The 14,626-nt window shown below is 67.5% G+C and carries 18 protein-coding genes and 1 pseudogene; 10 read left to right on the plus strand and 9 right to left on the minus strand.

Annotation, left to right across the window (positions count from 1 at the left end):
* Positions 1-20: 20 nt before the first annotated feature.
* The 7 genes from OG852_RS10290 to cutA all read left to right on the plus strand — a co-directional run bounded on the left by OG852_RS10290 (position 21) and on the right by cutA (position 4,204).
* Positions 21-1,034 carry an NAD(P)H-dependent glycerol-3-phosphate dehydrogenase gene (locus OG852_RS10290; protein ID WP_330347667.1) on the plus strand — a complete coding sequence of 338 codons (1,014 nt, stop codon included), beginning with the start codon at positions 21-23 and terminating at the stop codon, positions 1,032-1,034.
* 119 nt (positions 1,035-1,153) lie between these two features.
* Positions 1,154-1,369 (plus strand): hypothetical protein, encoded by a 216-nt coding sequence (locus tag OG852_RS10295; RefSeq protein WP_330347668.1) that lies wholly within the window; start codon positions 1,154-1,156, stop codon positions 1,367-1,369.
* Between the two features lie 93 nt (positions 1,370-1,462).
* On the plus strand, positions 1,463-1,933 hold the full coding sequence (locus OG852_RS10300; RefSeq protein WP_330347669.1) for an NUDIX domain-containing protein: 471 nt from the start codon (positions 1,463-1,465) through the stop codon (positions 1,931-1,933).
* A gap of 454 nt (positions 1,934-2,387) precedes the next feature.
* The gene (locus tag OG852_RS10305; RefSeq protein ID WP_330347670.1) at positions 2,388-2,573 is read left to right on the plus strand and encodes a hypothetical protein; all 186 of its coding nucleotides are present in this window, start codon (positions 2,388-2,390) and stop codon (positions 2,571-2,573) included.
* Positions 2,574-2,681: 108 nt separating this feature from the next.
* Positions 2,682-3,248 carry a peptide deformylase gene (locus OG852_RS10310; protein WP_330347671.1) on the plus strand — a complete coding sequence of 189 codons (567 nt, stop codon included), beginning with the start codon at positions 2,682-2,684 and terminating at the stop codon, positions 3,246-3,248.
* A 126-nt stretch (positions 3,249-3,374) separates the two neighbouring features.
* Positions 3,375-3,548, plus strand: coding sequence for a DUF6087 family protein (locus OG852_RS50935; protein WP_443064517.1), 174 nt, complete (start codon positions 3,375-3,377; stop codon positions 3,546-3,548).
* Between the two features lie 329 nt (positions 3,549-3,877).
* On the plus strand, positions 3,878-4,204 hold the full coding sequence (cutA, locus tag OG852_RS10320) for a divalent-cation tolerance protein CutA (RefSeq protein WP_330347673.1): 327 nt from the start codon (positions 3,878-3,880) through the stop codon (positions 4,202-4,204).
* Positions 4,205-4,339: 135 nt separating this feature from the next.
* Here the strand turns inward: cutA and OG852_RS10325 are convergent, their stop codons facing one another.
* The 3 genes from OG852_RS10325 to OG852_RS10335 form a co-directional block, all read right to left on the minus strand.
* Positions 4,340-4,897, minus strand: a complete 558-nt coding sequence (locus OG852_RS10325) for a GNAT family N-acetyltransferase (RefSeq protein ID WP_330351424.1) — start codon at positions 4,895-4,897, stop codon at positions 4,340-4,342.
* 8 nt (positions 4,898-4,905) lie between these two features.
* Complete coding sequence (locus tag OG852_RS10330) at positions 4,906-5,787, minus strand: phosphotransferase family protein (RefSeq protein WP_330347674.1); 882 nt, start codon at positions 5,785-5,787, stop codon at positions 4,906-4,908.
* 72 nt (positions 5,788-5,859) lie between these two features.
* Positions 5,860-6,327, minus strand: coding sequence for a gamma-glutamylcyclotransferase family protein (locus OG852_RS10335; RefSeq protein WP_330347675.1), 468 nt, complete (start codon positions 6,325-6,327; stop codon positions 5,860-5,862).
* 191 nt (positions 6,328-6,518) lie between these two features.
* On the opposite strand from OG852_RS10335, the gene OG852_RS10340 reads away from it, so the two are divergent.
* Complete coding sequence (locus tag OG852_RS10340) at positions 6,519-6,923, plus strand: hypothetical protein (protein ID WP_330347676.1); 405 nt, start codon at positions 6,519-6,521, stop codon at positions 6,921-6,923.
* A gap of 298 nt (positions 6,924-7,221) precedes the next feature.
* Positions 7,222-8,196, plus strand: a complete 975-nt coding sequence (locus tag OG852_RS10345) for an L-threonylcarbamoyladenylate synthase (protein ID WP_330347677.1) — start codon at positions 7,222-7,224, stop codon at positions 8,194-8,196.
* Between the two features lie 19 nt (positions 8,197-8,215).
* Here the strand turns inward: OG852_RS10345 and OG852_RS10350 are convergent, their stop codons facing one another.
* From OG852_RS10350 to OG852_RS10370, 5 genes and pseudogenes are all read right to left on the minus strand, one after another.
* Positions 8,216-8,857, minus strand: coding sequence for a carbonic anhydrase (locus OG852_RS10350; protein WP_330347678.1), 642 nt, complete (start codon positions 8,855-8,857; stop codon positions 8,216-8,218).
* A 147-nt stretch (positions 8,858-9,004) separates the two neighbouring features.
* A pseudogene (locus OG852_RS10355) lies at positions 9,005-9,145 on the minus strand (aminotransferase class IV); the annotation flags it as partial.
* 13 nt (positions 9,146-9,158) lie between these two features.
* Entirely contained in the window at positions 9,159-9,632 is a 474-nt protein-coding gene (locus OG852_RS10360; protein ID WP_330347679.1) for a TrmO family methyltransferase domain-containing protein, read from the minus strand.
* 38 nt (positions 9,633-9,670) lie between these two features.
* Positions 9,671-11,062: a Tat pathway signal protein gene (locus tag OG852_RS10365; protein WP_330347680.1), complete on the minus strand. Its 1,392-nt coding sequence runs from the start codon at positions 11,060-11,062 to the stop codon at positions 9,671-9,673.
* A gap of 543 nt (positions 11,063-11,605) precedes the next feature.
* A complete protein-coding gene (locus OG852_RS10370) occupies positions 11,606-11,779 on the minus strand; it encodes a hypothetical protein (RefSeq protein ID WP_330347681.1) in 174 nt (57 codons plus the stop codon).
* Positions 11,780-11,926: 147 nt separating this feature from the next.
* Here OG852_RS10370 and OG852_RS10375 point away from each other — a divergent pair, with 147 nt between their 5' ends.
* Complete coding sequence (locus OG852_RS10375) at positions 11,927-12,739, plus strand: alpha/beta hydrolase (RefSeq protein ID WP_330347682.1); 813 nt, start codon at positions 11,927-11,929, stop codon at positions 12,737-12,739.
* On the opposite strand, the gene OG852_RS10380 is transcribed toward OG852_RS10375, so the two are convergent.
* Positions 12,729-14,186, minus strand: coding sequence for a helix-turn-helix domain-containing protein (locus OG852_RS10380; protein WP_330347683.1), 1,458 nt, complete (start codon positions 14,184-14,186; stop codon positions 12,729-12,731). The two genes, OG852_RS10375 and OG852_RS10380, sit on opposite strands and share 11 nt — an antisense overlap.
* Between the last annotated feature and the right edge of the window lie 440 nt (positions 14,187-14,626).

The raw sequence follows: 14,626 nt of genomic DNA on the forward strand, positions 1-14,626 counted from the left end.
CCCGACGACAGGACCCCGCAGTGAGCCAGCACCATGCTGTCCGTGCTGCGGTGTTCTCGGCCGGGTCCTGGGGCACCGCTGTGGCCAAGATCCTCGCCGATGCCGGCACCAGCGTCATCGTGCACGCCCGCCGCAGCGAGATCGCCGACGCGATCAAGACGCTTCACCGCAACCCCGGCTACTTCCCAGACATCAAGCTGCCCACCGCTCTGACCGCGACAACCGACCCGGCCACCGCACTGGGCGGCGCGGACTTCCTGGTGCTGTCCATCCCCGCCCAGACCCTGCGGACCAACCTCGCCGCGTGGGCGCCGCACATCGGGCCCGACACCGTGATCGTGTCGCTGATGAAGGGCATCGAGCAGAACAGCGGGCTGCGGGCGAGCCAGATCATCACCGGAGTGACCGGCGTGAGCGCGGACCGGGTCGCGGTGCTGTCCGGACCGAACCTGGCGCGCGAGATCATGGAGGGCCAGCCCGCCGCCGCCACCGTCGCCTGCCCCGACGAGGACGCCGCCCACCGCTTCCAAAAGGCGTGCCATACCAGCTACTTCCGGCCCTACACCAGCACCGACGTGACCGGCTGTGAGCTGGGCGGCGCGGTGAAGAACGTCATTGCCCTCGCGGTCGGCATCGCCTCCGGCATGGGCCTTGGCCACAACGCGCAGGCCATGCTCATCACCCGCGGGCTCGCAGAGACCACCCGGCTCGCCACCGCCATGGGCGCCCATCCCGCAACCCTCGCCGGCCTGTCCGGCCTGGGCGACCTGGTCGCCACCTGCTCCTCCCCGCTGTCACGCAACCGCACCTTCGGCACCCACCTCGGCCAGGGGCTGAGCGTCAAGGAGGCGACAGCCGCCACCCGGCAGACCACCGAAGGCGTCAAGTCCGCCGAAGCCATCCTCGCCCTGGCCCACGCCCACGACATCGAGATGCCGATCACAAAAGTGATCTCCGACCTGCTGCACTCGAAGGTCGCCCTCAACGAGGCCGCCGCCGCGCTGATGCAGCGGCCCACCAAGCCCGAGCGCTGACCACCGGCGCCCGCCTGCGCAGGCCGGCCAGGGCCGCCCTGATACTGCGGGAAGTGGACGGAGGAAGCCGCCTGGCTCCTCGGCGCACCGCTGCTAACCTCCGCCGTGGCCAACGCCTAGTGGCAGGCCCTCACTGGGCCGCACTCGGCGCAGCCGGCGTCCTGCTGCACGGCCCCATCACCACCGCCCGGCTGCCCGCCCTGGCACCGGGTCTGCACCACAGCGTTATCCCGCCCGCCACCACCGAGCCACCGCCGCGCGCTGCCCCAGCGCGTCCGATCGCGCTCGTCGCAGCCAGCCCCTTCCAGCCCTTCGTCCGGCTGGCCGGGCCCTGACGGCTGATCTGGGCCAAGGCCACCGGACGCCGCCTCGGCTTCGGTAAGACTGAACGCCGAACACCTCAACCCCCGAGCAAGAGCGGGAGTTCCGTGGCTGAAACCATTACCGCGACCGTCCGCAACGCCGCCAAGGCCGTCGTCCTCCATGACGGCCGTGTCCTGCTCCAACGCGCCCACTGGGAGGGACAGGACTGCTACTTCCTTCCCGGCGGAGGCCAGCACCCCGGCGAGGCCCTCGGCACCACGGTCCGCCGCGAGGTCCACGAGGAGACCGGCCTGGACGTCACGCCCGAACGCCTACTGTGGCTGCGCGAGTACATCGGCGCCCATCACGGCGGCGCCCCGAAGGACCACCGGGTTGAAGCGATCTTCCTGTGCCGGCCTGACGGCGACCTGGGCCAGCTCGGCGGCCACGCAGAAGACGACGTACAGACCGGGCTCGAATGGGTGGAGCTGGAGAAAGTGCCCGGCCTCAATCTCCTGCCCCAGGGCCTGCGGGGACCGATCGCCGACCTCGCCCACGGCGAGCCTCCCACTCGCTACCTCGGCGACATCGCCTGACTATGAGGATCGACGGCCGCGTCCCCGACGGCGCCACCGAAATCACCACCGGCCAGGCCAACCGCGTCTGTACATCGGCGGACGCGAGCCGTACGTCCTCAAGCACTACAGCGACCCTGCCCGTGCCGCCAACGAGGCCGCCGCCCTCGTCCTCCTCACCCATCACCGGGCCCCCAGCCCCCGCCTGCTGCACGCTGACATCGAGAGGCAGCCGGTCTGGACCGCCCAGAGCGTCGTCCAGGTCGAGCCCCTCCCCGTCGATCAGTTCCTGGATGAACTCGCCGGTCCCCTCGCCGCAGTCCACGCCATCCCCGGAACCCACTTCGGGCGCCTCGCCTGAGCCACCCGCCACCACACCTGGCGCGACTACCTCCACGGCCGCCTGAACCTCTGCACAGCCACGGCACCCGATCTCGCTGCCGTCGCAGCAGCCTTCCACCAAGACCTCGACCGAGTGAATCTCGACATCGAGCCCCGGCTGCTCTCGCCTCAGCCCCTGCTCACCCATGGGCCCGCTCCAGCCGACCAGCGGCGCCTGGAGCTGTACTGGCGTCTCCACCTCCTGGCCGATGCGGCTCTGGCCTCCGACCCCGAAGTCCGGGCGCACTCCCTGGCCCTCACCACCGGCACCATCACATGACGTGAAACCGCGGGCCCGTCACCGGCCGTCGAGGCCGAAACGAGCCGCCTCGTAGCGCGCCGTGGGGCAGAATCCCGATGACCGTCCGCGAAGGTGGAGTTGATTCGGGTGCGACCCAGCCAGCAGATGCGCGATCTCGGCATCGTCCAGTACGGCGCCCCCATCCTGGCTGAGCCAGCCCGCCCCCTTGGTCTCCCAGACGAGCGGAAGACCGCCGAGACCGTCATTAGCCAACTCCTCGACGCCATGGAACGCATCCACCGCGCACACGACTTCTCCGGCAAGGGCCTGGGCCTGGCCGCCCCGCAGATCGGCATCGGCCGGGCCGCAGCCGTCGTCAAGCCGCCCGGCGCCGACCCGATCGTGCTCCTCAACCCTCGTATCGCTGCCGCCTCCGACGAGATGGACGAGAGGTTCGAAGGCTGTCTGTCCTTCTTCGACGTCCGGGCCCCGGTTCCCAGGTCCCTGCGGATCACCGTCGAGACGGTGACGCCGGACGGCAGCACCATGACCACGGTCTACGAACGGGGCGAAGCCCGGCTCATCGCGCACGAGATCGATCACCTTGACGGTCTTGTGCTGCTGAATCGGATACGGCCCGGAGTGACCCCGATCCCCGTCGAGGAGTACCGCAAGACGGCCGAAGCTACCGGCCGGGCCTGGTCATACGAGTAGAAGAGGCAGGGCACGACCGTGGGCAGGCACGCCCGTCCCGGACCGCCGGACCAGCCGTCCCGCGCGGTCCCTAGCATCGACCCCGACGCCCCGCTCGCTCCCTACTACCGGCGCAGGTGTGCGCCGATGGACGTCTACCGCCGGCACCGGCCCGTCGGCGGCGGAGCCACCCACGTGCGGCCGGAGGAACCGCGGGTCCTGGAGTCCTGGGACGGCTTCGCATACGTGCCCGAAGGCACCGCGCCGAACCTCGCGGCCGCTCAAGCCTGGGCGGCCGGCGGACCGGCGCCGGGCGGGTAGGTCACCGGCTCGATCGGCCCAGGCAGAGCTGACATCTCGGCGACAATCAGCCTCGCTTCAGACCCAAATCCGAACCCATGGAGGCGTTCAGGATTGGCCGGCTGCAACAGCCCGGCCGAACTGCGCATCCTGCTCGATGTGGCGCTTGAGGAGAACGTCGAACTACTCGCAAAGCTCGCCGAGTTCCTAGCCGAGAACGAAGCCAGGACCCACGCCACGTGCACCGAGTAGCTCGTCCGCAAGGAGTGCCTGTTGTTACGAGTCATGGGGCGTGGAGGATTGGAAGATTTAGTGTCGAGGTACGCCGACGAGGAAGGCAGGCCAGTTGCATGGTGGACGAGATCGTTGTCGCACAGACGACCATCGACGACGAGGACAAGGCGATGGCCCTGGCGCGAGGGGCAGTCGAGAACCATCTAGCCGCCGGTGCCCACATTGACCCGCCGTTGACCGCGGTCTACTGGTGGGAGGGAAGGATCGAAACCACCCGCGAATGGCGGATCTCATACAAGACGTCCTCCGATCGTCTGCCGGAGCTTGAGACTTGGGTGGCCCAGGAACACACCTATGAGGTTCCGGAGTGGGTCGTCCTGCCAGTTGTTGGCGGGTCCGACGCCTACCTGTCGTGGGTGGCCGACGAATCGACCGCAAGGTAAGCCGGCGGATGAGCGTCCGGTTGCTTTGGGCGACGCCGGGATGTTCGCCGACCGGGCCGACATCCGCGTCTGAGCCACGGCATCGGGCGGCAATGCGGCCTCCCATTTTGGCAACCCCAGGGTTCGGAAGGAGTCCTACACCGGCGTGGTGGACTGCCACTCTCGATCGAGGATCGCGTGCACGACGGAGTCCCGCCATCTGCCAGCTTTCAGGACGTGCTCGCGGATCACTCCTTCCTCAACCATCCCGACAGCCGCCATCGTCTTGGCCGAGGCGTCGTTAAGAGGAGATCGCGCTCCCCAGATGCGGTGAAGACCCAAATCGTCGAACCCGACGCTGAGCAGCAACCGCACCATCTCCACGCCGTATCCGACGCCCCAGGCATCTGGACGCAGTGCGAAGCCCATGGTGGCACCGCGCTGCTGATGTGGATCGGCAGCGAGACGGCCGAACCCGATCAGCTCGTTCGTGTCCCGTTCGATGACGGCGAGCGCGTATTCGATGCGCGGAGTCGCTCTCGCCGAGGCGATCGACCTGGCCACCATGTGGGCCACCTCTTCACGGCTGCGCGGTTCGAACGACAGGTGCTCCGTAGCTTCGGGGCTGCCGTAGATGGCCAGCACCGCATCTACGTCCTCATGGGCGAGTTCACGCACAGCAAGGCGTGGGCTAGAACGTCCGACCGGATGCATGGAATACATCACATGATCCCTTTCCAGCTCCAGGGACGCGGCTCGGCACGGCCGCGCAGGCAGTCGACGCGGTACTGTGCCTCGGCTTGCCACACGGGGCGCGTTGCGGCGTGCTGGGCCGCGTAGGTGGTCATGCGCAACTCACGGGCTCCAGCGAGGAGGTCGTACCCCTCCCACTGCATGACGTCTATGCCGTACGCAGCACAGAAGTCGGCATACTCCGCTGCGGTGACGGTGCCGGTCGTGGACACTTTGACCGCGATGGACACCAGATCCCACTCTGGCGGCCCAACGGAGGCACGCTCGAAGTCCAGCAGTACCGGCCCGTCCGCCGTACGCACGACATTGCCCACCCATGCATCGCCGTGCACGACGCACTCCGACAGGCCCCGAGGCCGGTGCTCCCACTGCTCGCGAAGTTCGGCATGCCGATCCCGCAGCCAGGCGCGATCATCCTCCGTCAGCGACGTGGCCGCCTCGATCCGGTCAGCCACCCGGACGAACGGGTCCAGGCGGTCTAGCGGCAGATCCGGGACCGGCAAAGGGTGGAGTTGCATCAGCAGCGTGACAACGTCCATGACGTTGCCGATCTCGTGCGGCGGAAGCTCGGCCCAAAAGGTCACGGGCTGGCCTCCGGCCTCGATGGGCTGCTCGAACGGCAACGCTCGCACGGCCGACACTCCGTTGTCGGCGAGCCACCGGGCCACGAGGACCTCGCGCAAGGCGGCCTTCCACTGGCCGGCGCGGGCGATACGGACGATTACATTGCTGGCGAGGCGCCAGATCTCGTTCTCGGCGAGGCGGACGGGCTCGGCGCCTACGGGGTCGAAGCCTGCGAGAGCGCAGGCTTCTTCTAATACGGCACGGGCGGGTACAGCCGAGATCGTCATATCAGCAAGGTAGTCGTGAGCCGCTTGTGCTGGTGAGGGTTACAACGTCTGCCCAGCCTGGCGCTGGACTGCCTACTCGCCCTTGGGCTCGCCTGCGGCCAGCCTCGGGCCGATCCGGGCGCACCGAGCGGCGTAAGCCTGAAGATGCAGACTCTCGAATTCGGCTCGGTCCCAGTCCTCTGGCCGGACCTCCCCGTCCGGCCAGATATACGCCAACCCATGATCGCCGGTCGAGAGAGCTACCTTCCACAAGTCGTATCGGTTGTCCTCGAACGAGTCGAGCAACGTCCACTCCTGGTTGGTCAGGTCGGTGAGCAAGAGGCCGGCCGCGGCGGTTCCGGGAGCGGCAACGAGTCCGGGATAGACCCGGCCTTCGAGCGCGGCAGCACGCCATCCCGGTGCAGAAGCAAGAATGTGGGCCGGTACTCGCCCCAACAGAGCTTCGAGGACGGCAGCGAACTGGAGCGTGCCGTAAACGAACAGCCCGCCAGGCGCATCGGAGAGGCGATCGAGACGGCTGGAAGGCTGAACCAAGGTCATGCCTGCAAGGTAGTCGTGATCCGTCGGCGCGGGTATGCCGCCTCCTCCATGTGACAACGGGGGTCGCACTGTGGACTGGCCGCGCGTGACTCGCCCGGGATGGGCGTCCCGTCCGGGAAGCCGCGCATCGCAGGGCCAGCCGCTCGGCGGTACAGCTACAGGGTCTCGCCGGGGATGGACAGATACGCAAGATGCCCGTTGTGCAGCCGCTGCCGATCGCCTGCCCGGGCCACCTGATCCCGGACGCCACCGACGCGTTCGACGCGGCATACCGGGCGGCCAAGGCCCAGCGCGCCGTGTTCATTGCCATCGAGCGCGAAGGCCAGCGGTGGACGGTGAAGGCGGACGCGCTGACCGCCGGCCCGGGCCACACCGTCGACGAGGCGGTCAACCACGCCCTGCGGGCCGCCATCATCAGCCTGGTCGATGAACGGGAGGCCGGCTCGGACGCCTACGCGGGCCCGGTCTACTTCATGCTGCACGGTGTGCCGAGCGAGGAGCGGGCCCGCGAGCTGGCCGCCGCTTTCCATGCCGCCCTGTACGGAGACCTGGAGCTGCTGAACCGTGTGGTCCCCGGCGACGGCCTGAACGAGTAGCGGATGGTGACGCCGCGGGTTGACGCCGCGGTGACCGGATCGGCTTGGTGAGGGTTGGGTTGGGCAGGACGCGTGCACCGGCGTCCGAGGTCCCCGGCTTGCTTCCCGCTGTCGCGCCGGGGTCATGGCAGACGTCCCTTGGCCTTGACCGGCCCGGTAACAGGCCAAGGGACGTCGCAGACCAGTCGGCTTGTCCGTGCACCTGCATCTGGTGAATGGGCTGCCGGTGCAGCCCGTTCAGGTTGGCGACCGGTGGGCGGCACGGCGTCGTCGGCACGGTGGGAGGATTGCACGGGTGATGGCAACAACCAGTGACATCGAGAAGGCCGCCGAGGTGCTGCGCGCCGGGGGCTTGGTGGCCCTCCCGACCGAGACCGTCTACGGCCTGGGCGCCAACGCCGAAGATGTTGCCGCCGTGGCGCGCATCTTCCAGGTCAAGGGCCGTCCGCCCTCCCACCCGCTGATCGTCCACATCGGCGGCGCGCACCACCTGGACGAATGGGTCGAGGAGGTCCCCGCGACGGCGCGCCTGCTGGCCGGGCAATTTTGGCCGGGGCCGCTCACGCTGGTCCTGCGGCGCGGCCGCCGGGTGCCCCTGGAGGCCACGGGCGGCCTGGAGACGGTGGCCGTGCGCGTGCCCGACCACCCCGTCGCCCTCGCGCTGCTGTCGGCCTTCGGCGGCGGTATCACCGCCCCGTCCGCCAACCGCTTCGGCTCGGTCAGCCCCACCACGGCCGACGACGTCCGAGCGGAGCTCGGGGATGCGGTCGACTTCGTCCTGGACGGCGGTCCATGCGGCGTCGGCGTCGAGTCGACCATCGTCGACGTCACGGGCGAGACACCGTCGATCCTCCGACCCGGCGGAGTGACCCGCGAGGACCTCGAGGCGGTGCTGGGGTACCTGATCGAGGCGCCCTCCACGAGCCATGTCCGGGTGCCGGGTCAGCATCCGTCGCACTACGCGCCGTCTGCGCGGGTCGTCCTCGTCGAGCCGGAGAAGGTCGCCGACGAGGCGCAGCTCGCGCAGGAGCAGGGCCACCAGGTCGGCGTCCTTCTTCCCCCGTCCCTCGCCGGCACTGCCGTGAAGGCGCACGCCGTGGTGCCGGTCCCCGCTTCCATGGTCGGCTACGCGCGCGAGTTGTACGGGTTCCTGCGCGAGCTGGACCGGCGGGGGTGTGACCTCATCGTCGCGTCTTTGCCGGTCGAGGAGGGGCTGGGTCTCGCGATCGGCAACCGGCTCCGTCGGGCTGCGGGGCCTCGATCCTCCCAGTGAGCGGCCATGGCGGGGACGGTCAGGATGCGGTGGGGACCGCCGTATCAAGGCCGCGGGCGGCGACGAGGTGCGCGCTGCCGTCGGCCAGCCGGTAGCACAGACCCACCACTGCGGCCTGGCCGGCGGCCACCCGCTCGGCCAGGACGCGGGAGCGTTCGAGCAGCAGGTCCACGGTGTGCTCGATGTGCTCGGCCAGGATCTCTTCGGCCCTCTCGCGTCCGGCGGCGCGGGCTGCCAGCACGCTCGGGGTTACCCGTTCGACGACGTCGCGGACGAAGCCGCCCGGCGTCTGTCCGTTCTCCAGGGCGGAGCAGGCCGCGGCGACGGCGCCGCAGGAGTCGTGGCCGAGGACGACGACCAGCGGCGCGTTGAGGACGCTGACTCCGAACTCGATGGACCCGAGGACTTCCGTCCCGGCGACGTGGCCTGCGGTGCGGACCACGAACAGGTCGCCCAGGCCGCGGTCGAAGATGATCTCGGCGGCAAGTCGGGAGTCGGAACACCCGAACAGCACGGCGAAGGGCTGCTGGCCCGGTGCGATTTCGGCGCGGCGGGTGGCGTCCTGGTTGGGGTGCTCGGGGGCGCCTGCGACGAAGCGCTGGTTACCGGCCAGCAGCAGGTCAAAGGCTTCCGAGGGCGTCGGAGTCTGGATCTCGGTCATGGCCGCAGCCTACGAGCCGGCACCAGCCGTCGCACCGCCTGGTTGCCTCGGTCATCGCTGGGTCGGCCGACACCGACAGGTTGGGCATCATCCCCAGGCGCCGGGTCAGGGCGGCCTCGGCTCGGTTCCTCAGCGCGCGACGCAAGGCACGGGTGCCTGCGGCCCTACCACGGTCCCGTTGCCGTCAATGAAGGCGACGTTCCAGGTGCCGCCCTCGCTCACGAGACCGTCGCGGCCGACGAACAGCGCGTCGCCGAACCCCGCGCGCTGCGCTGTCCCACGGGCGTGCGCGCCCATCTTCTCACTCCTTCTCTGCCCAGTAGTTCTCCAGCATCTCGCCAGGCCACGCGGGCTCGTGAACCGGGCCGCGCGGACCCATCTCGATGAAGAACGGAGACAGGTCGTAAATGTTCGTGCCGACCACGGCGTCCAGGTCGGTCACCCGCAGACGGAGGCCGTCGACTCCCAACAGGCGGGGGAAGGACTGCGCGAGCTGATTGGGGCGCCGGTGGTTGCGGTGCGCGAAGGTGCCTGTTGCCGGCCACTGCGAGTTTCCGCGCGGGCTGCGAGCGTGGTATTCGACGTCGCTCGGGGACGCTTGGTCGAAGTGCCACACGACCACCAGATGAGAGAACTCTTCCAACCCCTGCACAGAGTCGAGGGGAAACTCATTCTCATCGAGCTGAATTACCGACTCGACGCCACCCCAATAGTCATCGGCAACCTCCCTACGGCCCGCGACAACTTTCCCGATCGGCTTGATCTCCAAAGTCATGGCCTAGCCTTTCGACTCCGTCTCAACGACACTTGCGATCAATCTACTTGCGCCAGATACGCCGCCGCGCGGGCATCTAGTGCGCCCACTGCGGGGATGCCGCGCTTCCGGTAGGGCGACAGAAGTTGTCGCATCTCGACGACCCTCTGCCGCGCACGGCCGGAGTAGATCCCGTCCTCCATCGCGTCCAGGACGCTGGTCCATGTCGCGCAGGCTTCTTCAAGGCCACCTTGTGCGATTTGCGTCGCGCCCATGTACCCGAGGGTCACCGCGTGCGTTCGTCGGAACGCAGTTCCACGGGTGCGCACGGAGCGCCGGAACTCCTTGATCGCCCGTTGGTGATCACCGAGATCCCGCAGTGTGCATGCGGTCTCGTGTGCCAACGACGCCTCGCCGAAGAAGAACGTGCGGTCCGGCTCCCTGATGCCATCGTGGGCGTTCGACAGATCGTCCTCCGCTCGCAGGAGGGCCCGGGCGGCCTCTTGGTTGTGGCAATTGGCGGCGAGAGTCCGCGCGTGCACTACACCCAGGAGAGCGCGTTCCCGGGGGGTGGCGGCTGCGTACCGCTCGCCGTGCACCGAAGCCTGCGCGATCTGAAGGGCTTCGCGCCGGAACCCTAGGTCGAGTGCCTGATGCGCCATGGCCCGCAGTATGTGTCCGATCAGGGGTGCGTCGCCGGAGCGCGCTGCCAGCTTCACCGCGGTATTGAAGCGCTGGAGCGCGATCGCATGCTCGCTGTTGTCGAAGGCCATCCAACCTGATAGATACGCCAGTTCGGCGGAGGCCGCGAACATGGCGCGCCGGGTCTCATCGTCAGCGAACCTGCCCCGGAGGAAGTTGTGGGCCTCATTCCGCAGGTACTCGTCTACCGCGCGCCGGCCGTGCCCGCCGCCGCGCCGCTGGTCCATGCGCGAGAACGCCAGGGTCAGCTCCCGTACGGTCTCGACGTCTCCCAGGCCGACGCGCTTGCCCGTCGACGGCTCTTCGGCTGGTGGCCGCGACATGGCGTCCCACCACGTCTCGTCCGGCAGGATCAGGGCCGCCGCGGAGTACACCCCGCCTGCCAGCAGGCGGCGCCGGTCCGGGTCCACGCCACTCCCTATGTCGTTCAGCGTGATCAACGGATCGACGCGCCAGTCCAGCGCTCCCTGCGCTGGTGAGATGGAAGCTGCGAACCCGATCTCTTGTGGCGTGATCTCACGCTTCAAGCGACGGGACAGCGCCTGGCACAAGATAGCGGGTGCGATTCCTGTCGGCTGGGTGCCTCCCACCCACATGCTCACGTGGGAGCGCCCGATCTTGGAGTTTTCCCGGATCTCGCCGTTCAGTGTCTCCTCGGCGACTCGGTTGTACGCCGCGGCGGCCTGGGCCCGTGACCAGCGAGCTTCCTCCAGCAGTGCGGCTAGCTTCTCGTTCCGCTCGCGCGCCATCCTTGCGCCCTCACCAGTGAACCCGATCTTTGACCACGTTGACCGACCTGCGCTCGCTGGTAGCCCCGGGCCGGAAACAACTTCAACGCTACGCTCAACTAGCCACCTGTGTACGGCAGGTGGCGGAAAGTCACCCAGCGAGGCAAACTTCGGTCATTCAAGGCTGCCGGGCCAGGGTCGGTGGGAGAGGAGCCAGGGCCGGCCGCCTTGATCTCTCAAGGGGCCAGACGCTTGACCATGACGGCGTACAGCGGGGAGTCGTCAGACGGTTTGGCCTCGTCCTGCTTCTCATAGCCCCACTTCTCGTACAGAGCCTGCACTTCGGGATGTGCGGAGTCGACGAGAAGCGTCACGAAGTCGACAACGACCGAATGAATCAGCGCGTCATGAATCTGCTGTGCGCGGCCGGTACCTTGCCACCACCATCAGCTCCGAAAGGGCGAAGATCCGGCCGCCCACGTCCTTGGGCCGGTCGGCGCCCTTCCACCAGCCGCCCGGTTTGAACTTCGAGCCGTACGCATACCCGACCGGGCCGCCGTTCTCTCACCCCGAGACGCACAGCCAGTCCTCCCCCGCCGACCTCAGGTCCACGAAGTAAGAGAACCGTTCGCGCGAGTGGAACGGGTCGGGATCGTTCGCGTACACCTCGTCGTGGATGTCCAGGAACAGCGAGCGGACGTCACGTGCGTCGGCGTAGGTGTAGCGCTTCAGGTCCATCGACGGGACTCCTCGATCCAACTCACGACCTCGGGCGCTCTGGTGCCCGTGGCCTCGATGGTTTGCCGTGTTCTGGCGAGCGCGTGCCAGCCACGACTCTATGGCGGAGGTCCTGGCCACCGTGTGCTGATAACTACGCTTGCCCTCATGGCTACTAACAGCGTGAGCGTTCGCACCCTTGACGGCCTGCACCTGGCGGGCACCCTTGTACGTCCCCAGAAACCGACGCCGTCGGCCGTGGTGCTTGTGCACGGCGGAGGCGTCACCCGTGAAGAAGGGGGCTTCTTCACGCGGCTTGCAGGCGGCCTTGCTGACGCCGGTATCACCTCGCTCCGGTTTGACCTACGCGGCCATGGCGAGAGTGAAGGACGGCAGGAAGAGCTAACGCTCTCGACAATCCTCAACGACATTCGCGTCATGCTTGCGCACGTCCACAAAGCGACTCAGGCCGAACAAATCACGCTGCTAGGCGCGAGTTTCGGCGGCGGTATCTGCGCCTACTACGCCGCAAAGCGGCCGAGCGAAGTTACTCGGCTCGTGCTGTTCAACCCACAGCTGGACTACAAGCGGCGGACTATCGACAGTCGGCCGCACTGGACAGATGACGTCATCAGCGAGGAAGCCGCCCAGGAACTCAACGAACGCGGCGCACTCCAGTTCACGCCAACGCTCCGCCACGGGCGGCCCATTCTCAACGAGGTGTTTTGGCTTAATCCCCATGAAGCACTCGGGGAGGTTCAAGCACCAACGCTCATCGTGCACGGCACGGCTGACACGCTCGTTCCGTACGAGTCCTCGCGCGTTGCTGTCGAGCATTTCACGGCACCGGTTGAGCTCGTGCCCGTTGAGGGCTCGCAGCACGGTTTCGCTGTCCACGATGACCCGCAATACTTGAACCCCAAGAGCCAGGAATACCAAGCCTTCGTCATCCGCACCGTGACCGAGTGGCTCAGGCAGTAAGCGACTCACCGAATTCACGGACCGCAGGCCGGCTACGCCACCTATCAAGGGTCAGAAGTACCTCGCCGAGGACGCGCACTGTGCGCTCTGACTTCACTTCGCGCGCCACTTCGGCCGACTCCTTGCCGACCTTCGCGGCTTCGTCAGGCTCACCACTGAGCGCCAGTGCTGCCGCCCGTCGCGCATTGAAAAACCCCGTGTCGCGGCGGGAGAGGCTACCCGTGCTCAGTACGTCGCTGAAGAGATCGACGGCGAGACTCGGCTTACCGGCCTCGGTGTAGGTAATTGCATCGCGGAGCAGGCGCGTGTGCCCAGTGAAGTACGCCCCTAGACTGTTTGGCTCCTCCTCGGGAACGCCGGCCAAGAGGTTTTGTGCCACGTCTAATTTGCCGCGCACCACGTCGAGCGGGTCCCCGAGCATGGCGCGGCCTAGCGCTTCTTGCTGCGTAACTTCGGCACGGACACGGACCGGCAGCTGCCAGCGGGCATTGCTGGCAGCTTCGGCAAGCGTCAGCATGCGCAGGGCATCACGCTCGTCGTACGCCATCTGTGACTTTTTGAGAAGCACGTAGCCCTGCATGGCTGCGCTGTCCGCTTCCTGTGCCCACTCCATTGCGCGGTCATACCAGAAGACGGCCGCCTGCGGCTGTTGAATGTCTCGGTACAGCCATCCGGTGAACTCTGCACCTTCCGCACCGACGGCGAGGAGTTCACGGCGCACACGCGGCGTTACGTCCCGAGCATGGCCCTCAATCGCACCCAATAGGCCGAGCATAACCGGCAACGTCTTCTTCGGGCCGAGCGCCCCGTCGTCGCGCTTGGCTTGTTCGAGTTGGCGACGGAAGTAGCTAACGACCGGCCCATCGAGGTAGCGGGCATCGTCCAGCGCAGCCGCAATGTGCTCTAGCTCGTCCAGCCCGAGGCCAGGCAGCGCGGCAGCTGCAACGCCAGTCCTGAGCAAGTCGCGGCGGTTTATGGGGCTCATTGGGTCTCGCTTGCGTGCGTCCGTGGCGGTGCTGTCCGCCGAGTGACCAAGTAGCGTGCCCAAACCGCTCGCTGCAAGGGTCTCAGCGTCTACCGGCACCAGGACTGTCCGGCCGTGGATAACGACCGGCAGCATCACGCCGACCTGCGGAGCCTCTTTCTGAACGGACGACGTTTCTTCGGGTGGTGGCACTACAGGAACAGCCTCGGTAGAAACTTCCTGCGTTGGCCTGGGCAACTTGAACCACAGTAGGTCTGCCGGAATCCGCAGGCTATGCGCCCACCTCATAAGTTTGCTGAGGTCTTGCGGAGGTTTGCCGCTCTCAATACGGCTGAGTTGCGCCTGATTGAGTCCGAGCCATACCGCCATGGCTTCTTGCGAGAGCACACGGCCATGCCACGGATGCGTGCGATAGGCGTAGAACACCCGGCCCATGTGCCAACTACTCAGCGCCTCACGCATGGTGGGCCGCTGCCAGAACTCCGGGGGCACAACGGGTGGGGAGGCCACAGCATGAGCCCGGTCCTTACGGAGGCAGAGGGCGCACCGGTTCGCGTAATTGTCCCGTGCCAACCGCGTGCCACAGGAGCAGTGCCGAACCTGCCCAGTTGCCATGTGCCGTACCCCGCTCGTCTGGCGCTCCGCTCTGGGAGCCCAAGCCTAGAGACGCTAGGTGTCCGCTGTCCGGCGGTCCATGCGTCTCATGCATACCCGCTCATGCAACGACACAATGACGCAAGAGGGTCCGCGGCCCTCATGCTCCTAACCGTGCTTCGCCCAGCAAGCGACAGCAAGGGAGCACCACCATGAACCCAGAACCCTTCGTCAGTCGACGGGAGTTGGCCCGCGCAGACCGCTGTGCACTGGATCCACGCCAAACGCACAACGTTGACGAGGCAGGG

The organism is Streptomyces sp. NBC_00582, from assembly GCF_036345155.1.
GTDB lineage: Bacteria > Actinomycetota > Actinomycetes > Streptomycetales > Streptomycetaceae > Streptomyces.

What these genes read in the sequence shown, in the direction of transcription:
- OG852_RS50935 (WP_443064517.1), top strand. Translation starts at nt 3,375, where the DNA reads ATGGACGTCTACCGCCGGCACCGGCCCGTCGGCGGCGGAGCCACCCAC.
- cutA (WP_330347673.1), top strand. Translation starts at nt 3,878, where the DNA reads ATGGTGGACGAGATCGTTGTCGCACAGACGACCATCGACGACGAGGAC.
- OG852_RS10325 (WP_330351424.1), bottom strand. Translation starts at nt 4,897, where the DNA reads ATGCATCCGGTCGGACGTTCTAGCCCACGCCTTGCTGTGCGTGAACTC.
- OG852_RS10330 (WP_330347674.1), bottom strand. Translation starts at nt 5,787, where the DNA reads ATGACGATCTCGGCTGTACCCGCCCGTGCCGTATTAGAAGAAGCCTGC.
- OG852_RS10335 (WP_330347675.1), bottom strand. Translation starts at nt 6,327, where the DNA reads ATGACCTTGGTTCAGCCTTCCAGCCGTCTCGATCGCCTCTCCGATGCG.
- OG852_RS10340 (WP_330347676.1), top strand. Translation starts at nt 6,519, where the DNA reads ATGCCCGTTGTGCAGCCGCTGCCGATCGCCTGCCCGGGCCACCTGATC.
- OG852_RS10345 (WP_330347677.1), top strand. Translation starts at nt 7,222, where the DNA reads ATGGCAACAACCAGTGACATCGAGAAGGCCGCCGAGGTGCTGCGCGCC.
- OG852_RS10350 (WP_330347678.1), bottom strand. Translation starts at nt 8,857, where the DNA reads ATGACCGAGATCCAGACTCCGACGCCCTCGGAAGCCTTTGACCTGCTG.
- OG852_RS10360 (WP_330347679.1), bottom strand. Translation starts at nt 9,632, where the DNA reads ATGACTTTGGAGATCAAGCCGATCGGGAAAGTTGTCGCGGGCCGTAGG.
- OG852_RS10365 (WP_330347680.1), bottom strand. Translation starts at nt 11,062, where the DNA reads ATGGCGCGCGAGCGGAACGAGAAGCTAGCCGCACTGCTGGAGGAAGCT.
- OG852_RS10370 (WP_330347681.1), bottom strand. Translation starts at nt 11,779, where the DNA reads ATGGACCTGAAGCGCTACACCTACGCCGACGCACGTGACGTCCGCTCG.
- OG852_RS10375 (WP_330347682.1), top strand. Translation starts at nt 11,927, where the DNA reads ATGGCTACTAACAGCGTGAGCGTTCGCACCCTTGACGGCCTGCACCTG.
- OG852_RS10380 (WP_330347683.1), bottom strand. Translation starts at nt 14,186, where the DNA reads ATGCGTGAGGCGCTGAGTAGTTGGCACATGGGCCGGGTGTTCTACGCC.